The 11,490-nt window shown below is 35.9% G+C and carries 9 protein-coding genes; 8 read left to right on the forward strand and 1 reads right to left on the reverse strand.

Going from position 1 to position 11,490, the window contains the following annotated elements:
* The first annotated feature begins 40 nt into the window (after window positions 1-40).
* The 8 genes from FLS47_RS08390 (at window position 41) to FLS47_RS08425 (ending at window position 9,187) form a co-directional block, all read left to right on the forward strand.
* Window positions 41-2,635: a TonB-dependent receptor gene (locus tag FLS47_RS08390; RefSeq protein ID WP_149913919.1), complete on the forward strand. Its 2,595-nt coding sequence runs from the start codon at window positions 41-43 to the stop codon at window positions 2,633-2,635.
* Between the two features lie 37 nt (window positions 2,636-2,672).
* Window positions 2,673-3,575, forward strand: coding sequence for a sulfite exporter TauE/SafE family protein (locus tag FLS47_RS08395; RefSeq protein WP_149913920.1), 903 nt, complete (start codon window positions 2,673-2,675; stop codon window positions 3,573-3,575).
* A gap of 168 nt (window positions 3,576-3,743) precedes the next feature.
* Window positions 3,744-5,177, forward strand: coding sequence for a phytoene desaturase family protein (locus tag FLS47_RS08400; RefSeq protein ID WP_149913921.1), 1,434 nt, complete (start codon window positions 3,744-3,746; stop codon window positions 5,175-5,177).
* Window positions 5,177-6,097, forward strand: a complete 921-nt coding sequence (locus FLS47_RS08405; protein WP_149913922.1) for a TIGR01777 family oxidoreductase — start codon at window positions 5,177-5,179, stop codon at window positions 6,095-6,097. Before FLS47_RS08400 ends, FLS47_RS08405 begins: the two co-directional genes overlap by 1 nt.
* A 15-nt stretch (window positions 6,098-6,112) precedes the next feature.
* A complete protein-coding gene (locus tag FLS47_RS08410) occupies window positions 6,113-7,366 on the forward strand; it encodes a YeiH family protein (RefSeq protein WP_149913923.1) in 1,254 nt (417 codons plus the stop codon).
* Between the two features lie 48 nt (window positions 7,367-7,414).
* Entirely contained in the window at window positions 7,415-7,963 is a 549-nt protein-coding gene (locus FLS47_RS08415; RefSeq protein ID WP_149913924.1) for an RNA polymerase sigma factor, read from the forward strand.
* The gene (locus FLS47_RS08420; protein WP_149913925.1) at window positions 7,953-8,615 is read left to right on the forward strand and encodes a hypothetical protein; all 663 of its coding nucleotides are present in this window, start codon (window positions 7,953-7,955) and stop codon (window positions 8,613-8,615) included. The genes FLS47_RS08415 and FLS47_RS08420 overlap by 11 nt, the downstream gene beginning before the upstream one ends.
* An 80-nt stretch (window positions 8,616-8,695) precedes the next feature.
* Entirely contained in the window at window positions 8,696-9,187 is a 492-nt protein-coding gene (locus tag FLS47_RS08425; RefSeq protein ID WP_149913926.1) for a hypothetical protein, read from the forward strand.
* A 51-nt stretch (window positions 9,188-9,238) separates the two neighbouring features.
* Here the strand turns inward: FLS47_RS08425 and FLS47_RS08430 are convergent, their stop codons facing one another.
* On the reverse strand, window positions 9,239-11,287 hold the full coding sequence (locus FLS47_RS08430) for a glycoside hydrolase domain-containing protein (protein ID WP_149913927.1): 2,049 nt from the start codon (window positions 11,285-11,287) through the stop codon (window positions 9,239-9,241).
* Window positions 11,288-11,490: the final 203 nt, after the last annotated feature.

Consider the following 11,490-nt stretch of genomic DNA (forward strand, 5'->3'; position numbering starts at 1 on the left):
ATTGATACTTGTAATATTCACTACTAAACGATTTAAATTTATGAATTATAAAGCTATTTATAGCATTTCCTTCGGATTATCTTTATTACTTGGAACTGCGGGCGCGGTACAAGCACAACAAAAAGATCCAAAACCTATTATTAATGCTTCGTTGGTTGGTACTGTGATTGATGCAGATACTAAAGAACCAATTTCAGGTGTCACCGTGCAATTGGATGCAGTGACTCACCAAGTTAGAACAGATAGAGACGGTAAATTTCAATTTGTTACTGGACAAAAATTACCTTTTACGGTTATCGTTTCTTACTTGGGCTATGAAACTCAAAAATTAGTTATCGAAACTTCTCCAGCTGTTATCGAATTAAAACAAAGCGTAAATTCTTTGGAGCAGGTTTTTGTAACTTCTCGTCGCCGTACAGAACAGATTCAAGATATTCCTATCCCAGTTTCATTAGTAAAAGCAAGCACTATAGAAGTTGCCGGAGCATTCAACGTAAGCCGTATTAAAGAGGTTATTCCTTCGGTACAATTGTATGCTTCCAACCCGCGTAATACAACTTTAAATATTCGTGGTCTTGGATCTACATACGGTTTGACAAATGATGGTATCGACCCAGGTGTAGGTTTTTATTTGGATGGTGTGTATATAGCACGACCAGCAGCTACAGCGTTAGATTTCATTGATATCGAACAGATTGAAGTATTGCGTGGCCCTCAAGGAACATTGTTTGGAAAAAACACTACTTCTGGCGCTTTCAATATTACCTCAAGACTTCCTTCCTTCATTCCGGGAGCTAATTTTGAAGTAAGTTATGGTAATTACGGTTATGTACAAGGTAAAGCTTCAATTACAGGACCTCTTGTAAAGGATAAGTTAGCGGCAAGAGTTTCATTTTCTGGTACACAACGTGATGGACTATTTTACAATGTGCATACAGATCGTCAAATTAATGATATTAGCAATTTGGGACTACGTGGACAATTGTTGTATACGCCAACAGAAAACTTGAAAGTTACGTTGACGGGTGATCGAACTATTCAAAAGCCAGATGGATATGGTTGGGCAGTTGCTGGTGTAGTGAAAAATCAGCGTTCAGAATATAGACAGTTTAATAAGATTATTGAAGATTTGGGTTATGAAATCCCTTATAAAAGTGCATTCGAACGTAAAGTTGATTTAGATACGCGATCAAAGGCAGATAACGAATTGGGGGGCGCTTCATTAAATTTTGACTATAAAATTGGTAATGGAACTCTAACATCTACTTCGGCTTGGAGATATTGGAAATGGGTACCATTGAATGATAGAGATTATTTGGGTATTCCAGTTTACACCATTTCATCAGGAACTTCGAAGCATGACCAATGGTCCCAAGAATTCAGATATTCTGGTAATATCAATGAAAAAATTAGTGGTGTTGTCGGTGTGTTTGGATTGTGGCAAGATTTACGTACCGACCCAGTACATACAGAAGAGGCGGGTGACGCATTATGGCGCTTTCAGCAAAATAATGCTACGGCTACACAATGGGGACCTGGTTTGATTGATAAAGTAGGTATTCGTACAAAATATGGTATTAAGAGTACAAGTTTAGCAGTATTCGGTCAGCTAGATTGGGTTATTACGGACAAAATTCACGTATTGCCAGGTATTCGCTACAATTATGACAAAAAAGTAGCTAACTATGACCGTACTAAATATATCGAGAATACTATCAAATATACGGATGCACAATTAGCTGCTGTAAACAGCATATATTCTAATCAACAATTTGATGTCGATGCGGATGCAGGTAATTTGTCTGGACAATTGTCTTTACAATATAAATTTAACCTGAATTACAATACTTTCGTCACTTATTCTAAATCTTATAAGCCAATTGGTATCAACGTAGGTGGTCTGCCCGTTATTGATGGTAAAGTAGCGACAGAATTAGCAGAGGTAAAACCAGAATCTGTCAATCACTACGAATTTGGGGTAAAAACAAATCCAATTCAGAATGCATTCTTGAATTTAACAATTTTCCAAACAAGTATTAAAGATTACCAAACTCAAGTGCAAACGCCAGATCCAGGTGTAAATAGAGGATATCTAGCCAATGCGGAGAAAGTAAGTGTGAAAGGTTTGGAATTGGATGGAAGTATTAAACTCAGCAATTTGTTACGAGTGAACGCAGCGTTTGCTTATACAGATGGTAAATACGATTCATTTACTAATGCGCCAGTTCCATTGGAAGAAGTCGGTGGAGCACAAGCATTCAAAGATGTATCTGGCGGTCAGCTACCGGGTATTTCAAAATATTCGTGGACTATCGCTCCTGAATTAACTAAAAAAGGTAATTTCTTGAGTCTACAAGGTACTTATTTCTTAGGTGTGGATGCTTTCTATCGTTCTAAATTCTCGTCCAGTTCTTCTCCATCAGCACATTTGAATATTGATGCATATACTTTGTTGAATGGACGTGTTGGTTTCCGTGCGAGCAATGGATTATCTGTAATTGTTTGGAGCAGAAATTTAACAAACAAAGATTACTATGAGCAACTATTGGCAGCTCCAGGAAATTTTGGTCAGTATGCAGGTGTAGTAGGAGATCCACTTACTTACGGTGTGACTTTAAGATATAATTTGAGATAATAATTAGAGTAAATTAACTCAATAAACTAATCAAGATATGAGTAATAAAACACAAGCTATAGAAATACTCACAGTTGCAAATAAGAAAAAACTATTATCGCCAATTGTAGGATTTATATTGTTACTAAAAGTTGTAATCATATCCTATTTTGGTTATTTGATTACACAAGCTGTACATAACAATACAGTAGATTTTGATACCACATTCTTTTTGTTCATTGTGGCAGGATTCTTTGCACAATTGATTGATGGAGCTTTAGGAATGGCATATGGTGTTAGTTGTACAACATTATTACTCAGTCTAGGTATACCACCTAAATTGGCATCAGCCAGTGTACATACATCAGAGATATTTACAACAGGTGTTTCAGGCTTGTCACATATCCGATTCAATAATTTGGATAAGAAATTATTTTACAAGATTGTATTTACAGGAGTTCTAGGAGCTGGATTGGGAGCATATCTCTTGTCCGATGTATTGGATGGAGGTGTCATAAAGCCCTATATTTCTGCGTATTTAATCTTTTTAGGAGGCTATTTGATTTTTAAAGCAGTACGCAAGAAAGGTGATGCAAAGCCAAAAACAAAGTATGCACCATTTCTAGCTTTATTTGGTGGATTGTTTGATGCGATTGGCGGAGGTGGTTGGGGACCCATTGTTACTTCAAACTTATTGAGTCAAGGTCACAATCCCCGTAAAACAATTGGCACTGTGAATACGGCAGAATTTTTTGTAACCTATTTTGCAACCATTGTGTTCATCTTCATTTTAGGAGTACAGCATTTGGATATTGTACTGGGCTTAGTGATAGGAGGAGTAATCGCAGCACCTATCGGAGCTTATGTAGCATCAAAAGTAAATCCCAAAGTTTTATTAATATTAGTTGGTGTCTTAGTAGTACTTACTTCTGGGTATAGTCTATTTAGTTTTTTAAAATAAAGGCTTATCAATCAATTTATAAATCTGTATCAAATTATTTGATACAGCTTTTTTCGTATATAAAAATGTAGAATCTTAAAAGAAAAAATTTGATTCATAAAATTGACCAAGATAACTGTTAACTTAGAAAGCGAATTGAGCTTTTGTAGGTAATAATAATTTAAATTCTTGACAAAATACGACGCAATAATAGTAGGTTCTGGACCGAATGGTTTTGCCGCCGCAATTACATTGCAGCAGCAAGGTCTTTCTACGCTTATCATAGAAGGAGCGGATACCATTGGTGGGGGAATGCGGACGAAAGAATTAACCTTACCAGGATTTAAGCATGACGTTTGTTCAGCTATACATCCTATGGCAATGGCGTCGTCTTTTATGCGTTCTATTCCATTAGCAGATTATGGATTGTCTTTCGAATATGCAAAATATGAAGCTGCACATCCGTTAATTGGCGAAGAAGGTTCTGTGTTGAATCGTGATTTACACGAGACGATTAGGGAGTTGGGGGAGGACGGCGAATACTACAGAAGCTTGATAGAACCAGTCGTTAACAATTGGGAAAAACTGGCTAAAGATACGATGGGGCCATTGGGATTACCCAAATTCCCAATTAATCTTGCAACTTTTGGTTTACATGCGATACAACCTGCTTCATGGCTTGCTAAACATTTCAAAACAGAGAAGGCGAAAGCGCTATGGGCTGGAATGGCAGCGCATGGTATTCAACCACTAGATAATTTCACTACTTCCGCTATTGGGTTGGTGCTTATGGGAGTTGGGCATCGCTATGGTTGGGCGATACCGACAGGAGGTTCTCAGTCTATTGCAAATGCTTTAGAAGCGTATTATTTATCCTTGGGTGGAAAAATTCAGACTGGATTTTGGCTAAAAAATAGATTTGATCTTCCAGAACATAAAGTGTTATTGTTGGATTTGACACCGAAGCAATTGTTAAATATTGAAGGTTTAGGTTTTACACCTTTCTATGCGAAGCAGTTGCAACGATACAAACAAGGAATGGGCGTGTTCAAAATCGATTGGGCGCTTTCTGAAGAAACTCCATTTACGGATTTGCGTGCTCGTCAAGCGGCAACAATACATATTGGTGGTACATTCAATGATATAGCATTGTCTGAAGAAGATGGACATCGAGGGAAAATAACGGATAAACCTTTCGTGCTTTTCACGCAACAAAGTCAATTTGATAAATCCCGAGCGCCAGCAGGTAAGCATACGGGCTGGGCATATTGCCACGTACCAAATGGTTCAACGGTTGATTATACCGATATTATAGAAAATCAAATAGAGCGTTTTGCGCCAGGATTTAAAGAAACTATTCTAGCAAGATATACATTTAGTCCGCAGCAAATGGAAGCGTACAATCCAAATTACATAGGTGGAGATATCAATGGCGGAATCATGGATGTTTCGCAGTTGTATACACGTCCGACCATTTCTTTGAATCCACATCGCACATCCAATAAGTCAGTTTACATCTGTTCATCTGCTACACCTCCTGGAGGAGGAGTACATGGAATGTGTGGATTTCATGCAGCTCGTATTGCCTTAAAAGATCATTTCAACATAAAAGTAAATTTATAATGGTTTCGAAAAAGATTGTAATAGCTGGAGGGACGGGCAATATTGGGAAATTGTTGTCCAAAACATTTGCTGAGTCGGGATATGAAGTTATCATCTTAAGTAGACAAAGAATGAATTCAATGAACCCAAAAATCAAATATATTCTTTGGGATGGAGAAGCTATAGGATCTTGGGTTGATGAGCTCGAAGATGTAGATACTTTAATCAATCTAAGTGGGAAATCTATTCAATGTCGCTTTACAGAGGAAAATAAAAAAGAGTTATTTCATTCTCGTTTAAAACCTACTCAAATTTTGGGTGAAGCAATAGAAAAATTAAATTTACCACCTCGATTATGGATTAATTTTTCTGGCATATCTGTTTTTGAAGGAGTAGTAGGATATCATGACGAAGAGTCAAAAGATTATGGCAATACTTTCTTAGCTAAGCTAACCGAACAATGGGAACAAACCTTTGTCCAGTCTAATACACCTAAAACACATAAAGTCATTCTTAGGTTAAGCCCAGTATTATCCAAAAAGTTTGGCATGTATAAGGAGTTATATCCTTTAGCAAAATTCGGCTTAGGAGGACAAGTGGCAGATGGTGAACAATATGTTTCTTGGATACATGAATTGGATTTAATTCGAATGGTGGTGTGGATTATCGATCGCGAGTCACCATCGACACTATATCACGCATGTGTACCTGAACCAATATCAAATAAAGAATTTATGAAAAATCTACGAAGGTCAGTGGGAATGCCAATCGGAATGCCATTGCCAACACTTTTTGCAAAAATGGGCGCATATTTCAAAGGAGTGGAAAGCGATATGCTTCTACTCACAAATTCTGTATATGCTACTCAACCTTCAAAAGAAGGTTTTAACTATAATTATTCAACTACATCAGTTGCTTTTGAACATCTAACTAAAAAATAACATTACAACTAAATTATGTCTACAAAAAGAATAGCATTCACCGAAGATTGGGTAGTGGTGATTTTGGGATTGGGATTAGTTCTTTTAGCTTTATTAGGTCTTATTATTCCTAAACCAAGTTTTAGCTGGGAATCTACTTCGGAATTAACAGATAAAGTTCTTTCAATTTCTAATCTCAGTAAAATTGGAAGTCAATTTATTACCATTTATATTACGGCTATTGTAGGAGCTTTATTATTGAATAAATCCATAAAATCTTTACTTATCGTATTTCCTTCTGTTTTTATTCTGACCATTATTGCTTTAATTCTGGCTGGGAATTCCACTGTCAAAGAGTATAATTTGGAAGCCGTGATTTTTGCATTAGGTATTGGATTGCTTATCAGCAATATATTTACCTTGCCAGAATGGTTCAAAAATGCATTAAGTACGGAATTGTATGTTAAAATAGGTCTAGTTCTTTTGGGGACGACTGTAATTTTTGGTGATATATTAAAAGCAGGTTCTTTAGGATTGATACAAGCTTTGGTAGTAGTTATTTCGGTATGGTATTTTGCATTTTGGCTGTGCAAAAAGCTCAAAATAGATAAAGAAATGTCGCTGATGTTAGCCAGTGCAGTTTCAATTTGTGGTGTTTCTGCAGCTATCGCTACTTCGGGAGCGATCAAAGGTGACAGCAAAAAATTGTCCTATGTAATTTCGTTGGTGTTGATTACGGCTATACCGATGATGATTTTTATGCCGTACATGGCAGAATGGATGGGCTTATCGCAAGAAGTTACAGGAGCTTGGTTGGGCGGTTCTATCGATACAACAGGTGCCGTGGTGGCATCAGGTTCTTTGGTCGGTGAAGAAGCATTAAAGATCAGTACAATTGTGAAATTTTCCCAAAATGTATTGCTTGGAATTGCCGCTTTTGCGATTAGTATCTACTGGACTTATTCCAAATCCGTGGATGATGAAACGAAAAAGGAAAAACCAACGTTGAAAATCATCTGGGAGCGCTTCCCAAAATTCGTAATCGGTTTTGTGTTTGCTTCGTTACTTTTCTCGTTCGTTATCTCTCCAGAGACCAATGCTTTAGTCAAAGAAAGTCTAAAAAGCTTACAAAGCCTTTGGTTTGTGTTAGCTTTTACTTCTATTGGATTAGAAACCAATTTCAAAGATCTTTTTCAACACAGTAATAAAAAGCCTTTATACGCATTTTTGATTGCACAGACATTTAATATTATCGTGACATTGGTGATTGCGATGGTTTTATTTAGATAATTTTATGGAAAATCGTATCTTAAAACATCATTATAGCAAATAAAGTGCATGACCGAAAAGGAGCTTCTATTACAATATAAGACGACAGGCAGTCTCGATGTATTGGGCAAATTGTATGCTCCGTATATGTCATTGTTGTATGGTGTATGCTTCAAGTATTTGCAAGATACGGAGCAAAGCCAAGATGCGGTGATGCAGATTTTTGAAGAGTTGATTCCAAAATTACGTACACATGAGGTGGATAATTTCAAAAGCTGGTTGCACGTTTATACCAAAAATTATTGCTTGATGCAATTGCGTAAAGATAAGCGTAGACCACAAGTTGATATTGAAGAGAATCTTTGGGAAAGTGAACAAAAATTAAGTGATGTTGCCGAGGATAAGTGGGAAGAAAAGGATTTTGAAAAACTCGAAGGTTGTCTGCAAACGTTGAACGTTGAGCAAGAGCAATGTGTGCGCTTATTTTATTTGGAACAAAAATGTTATAAAGATATCGCGGAGGAAACGGGCTTGGACTTGAATAAAGTCAAAAGTGCCATTCAAAACGGAAAGCGAAATCTCAAAATTTGTATGGAGAATAAGAAAAATGGAAAATAATTACCAACTATCGCGAATTCATAATTATGTACATGGTTTGATGAGCCGTGATGAAATGCATGCGTTAGAGCGAGAAGCATTGGATGACCCATTTTTGCAAGACGCAATTGATGGTTATCGATTGCAAAATGGAGTGGATGCAAAGCAACTAAGCATATTACAACAGCGATTAGCGACACGTGTGCAAGAGCAAGCAAACGATAAAAATAGAAGATTCTATAGCTGGCAACGCTTGGCTGTCGGAATGGCTGCAGGTGTGATGTTTATGGTGGTGTGTACGTTGTTATTAATGAAATATTTTCCGCAAAACAGGAATGCGACACTGACAGAAGTGGAGATAATGCCGGTAAAGGAATATAATGTTAAAATATATCCTTCTGAACAAAATAATGGATTTCCTATGAATGGTTGGGATGATATTGAAAAAAAGATTGCTAAGTCAATTGAAGGTTTAAATATTAGTGATGGTACCGAAATAGTTTATCTTGAATTTGATAAAGGGGGAAAGGTTATTGGAGGAGGATCGGAGCATCGTACTTATTCCTCAGATGATTTGAATGATAGTTTAATTTACAAAATTTTTGAAAATGTTAAGTGGAAAGGCGTAAGTTCAAGTTTTACACTTGAGATTAATAAGTTACGCGTAGATTAGTTTTTGGCAAAGTATTTCTTTTTGATAATTATTTTTCTGTTTTATTTTAATAAATAAACAATCGTTGTTAAACTTAAAATGTGATTAGAAAACTTTTATTATTAGCATTTGGATTATCTATATCTCTACTAACTTTTTCACAAGAACAAAAACATAGATTATCGCTTATATCTGACTTGGATGCTGAGATTGTCACTGAATCAACTAGACCCGTTACAATTGGAATTCAATATCAATATTCTCTAAGAGATAAACAAAATCTGTCTGGATATTTTGCTGTTCGCAATAATATTTCTTATGTAGGTGCAGATTATGTTTATGATTTTTCTATTATTGAAGATAAACTTGAGTTTAATCTTGGAGGAGGACTTGGTCGTTATAGATATAAAGAGGATTTAATAGGATTATCAGTAGATTATAAACTATGGTATTTAGCAGGTACGGTTGGATTTACTTATAATTTCTCTTTAAAGCCAATATCTATATTTGCAGCATATAAACCAAAAGTAGATTTCAATTTTGATCCAGCAGGACCTACTGATATGTTTTTGGGAGTAGGTTATAGATTTTAACAACAAAGTCATTTCGTTGGTTGCGAAATGACTTTGTTGTTTATATATCTTTTATTCATCCAAAGAAGAAACATACATACTTCCCACACCAAATGTAGTAGGCTTACCTGTAGCTTCAATTTCTAATACAGCATCTTGAGAAATTTCTTCATGTGTAACCCAAAGTCTATTTAACGGCTTATTATTAAGCTTTATAGATTTTATATAGCGGTTTTTATCACTAAAATTTTTAACAAGAATCTGCAGCTTATTGTTGCCATTGTTAATTGTTATTTCTGGGAAGAAAGGAACATTGACATAATAAATTGGCTCACCAATTAGAGGTTGATGAATTCCAATTGCTGATAAAACAAACCATCCTGACATAGCACCCGCGTCATCATCCATCGTGCGAATAAATGCTTTCGGTTCATTCTTATAGATTCGATCGATAAATGGATCAATACCTCGACTATTGTCATTGAAGTAATATTGTATAACTGTATCTAATGCAAGCTCGTGTACTAAAGATTGATAACGCCAAGGTTTATTAGAAGCATAATACAATGTTGGTGATTGAATGTCGGGTTCATTGGCTCTATTGAAATAATGATTGTCAAAGAAATCATCCAATTGGGCTGTCAAATTAGCTTTTCCACCCATTAATTCAGTCAAACCTTGGGTATCAAAAGGGACATTCCATCGGTATTGGCGAATCGTTCCTTGGTACATTTTACGTGCGGACATACGATCGACATCATTTTTGGTCAAATCTTTAAATTCTTTGAGCCAATGCGATTTATAGGATTTTGCGCGATTAATGAACTGTTCTTTTTGTGAAGGAATCAACTTACTCATCGCCCACATATCGTATGTGGCTTCCAAGAATTTGTCTGGTTTTGTAAAATCGAAAGTTGCAGTATCTTGAATTAGTTTATCCTTAATTTCGTCAATAGGAACAGAAAAATTCTTGTTCCTTGCATCCAATAAGACTACAGCTGCATGTTCAGTTCGGACAGAGTTCGCGGGCTCGTTTGGACCAGCAAAATCATATTTACCGTATTTATAAAGATTGGTAATTGAATATACAATATCTTGAAAACGATTGGGATTCAGCAGCGCTAAAAGGGGAAGTTGTGTCTTGTAATTGTCCCAAATAGCCCAACCATGGTACCTCGGGGAAGTAGCTTTATATCTGTTGCCATCCGTTGCTTTGAACTCGTAATCGGATTCTGAAATCTGGTATGGAGACTGCATCGTGCGGTACAGCAGTGAGTAAAAAAGTTTTTTACGTTCTTCGTTATTTCCTTCAACTAGTATTGCTGATAACTCTTTTTCCCAATTATCTTCAGAAAGTCTTTTTGTATGATTAAAATCATTTGACCTATTTGCATTCAAGGTGGCTACTGCGTGTGCTTCACTAACAGCAGAAAAACTAATCTTGATTTCTTGCTTTTGTTTGTCAGCAGGAATGCGAACGTCTACTTTTTGTTGTTCTATTTGTCTAAGTGTTGCGCCTTCTATTTCAACGGCATAATAAATTGTATAAATACCGATATTGCAAGTCGTCTTTGCGCGGATTGTACCTTTGATTAACTGATTGCTAATTTGCATTTTATTATCTACGAGCGCATCGTTTAATGCGTATCCTAAATCAATAAGAAAACCTTTATTTCCTTTAGGAAGTGTATATTGATGAATCCCATAATTATGATGAACAGCAAAATTGGCTTGAATGCCTTCTTGTAAGTTTATTTCATAAAATCCTGGTCCTGCTTTTTCAGAAATCTTGGTAAACATAGTGTTACTGAAGTTTTCACCTAAATAGGGTTTTATCATAATTAAACCGCCGCTACCTTTACATCCCGTTCCTTCCATTCTATTATGTGTGAAGCCAATGATTTTCTTGGCTAAAAATTCATAACCTGTGTGTAGCTGAGGATACGTATGTGGCAATATACTCATTTGGTGAAATGGTGAAGATGCACCTGGAGACATTTGACCATGATCACCTGAGCTACCTAAAAATACATTAACCTTTTCTACTATTTTCTGCGCATGAATTATTTCTTTTTTTATCAATAAACACAATATAAGGACTAGATAGAATGCTTTTTTCATAAATAATAATGGTTTTTGTAGGTTTAAAAGTAAATATAAGCAAAGTATTTATTAAGGTTTATAACGTATTCAGTTGTTATTTAACGAAGGCTTAACGTGAATTTTATATAAATCACTTTTCAGTGCAATTCTGACGTTGTAATTCTTGTTTTCTTAACATTAAACACGTATTAAGCTAACACGGTTGGGCTAGTTTTGCGACT

The organism is Sphingobacterium cavernae (assembly GCF_008520265.1).
Lineage (GTDB): Bacteria > Bacteroidota > Bacteroidia > Sphingobacteriales > Sphingobacteriaceae > Sphingobacterium > Sphingobacterium cavernae.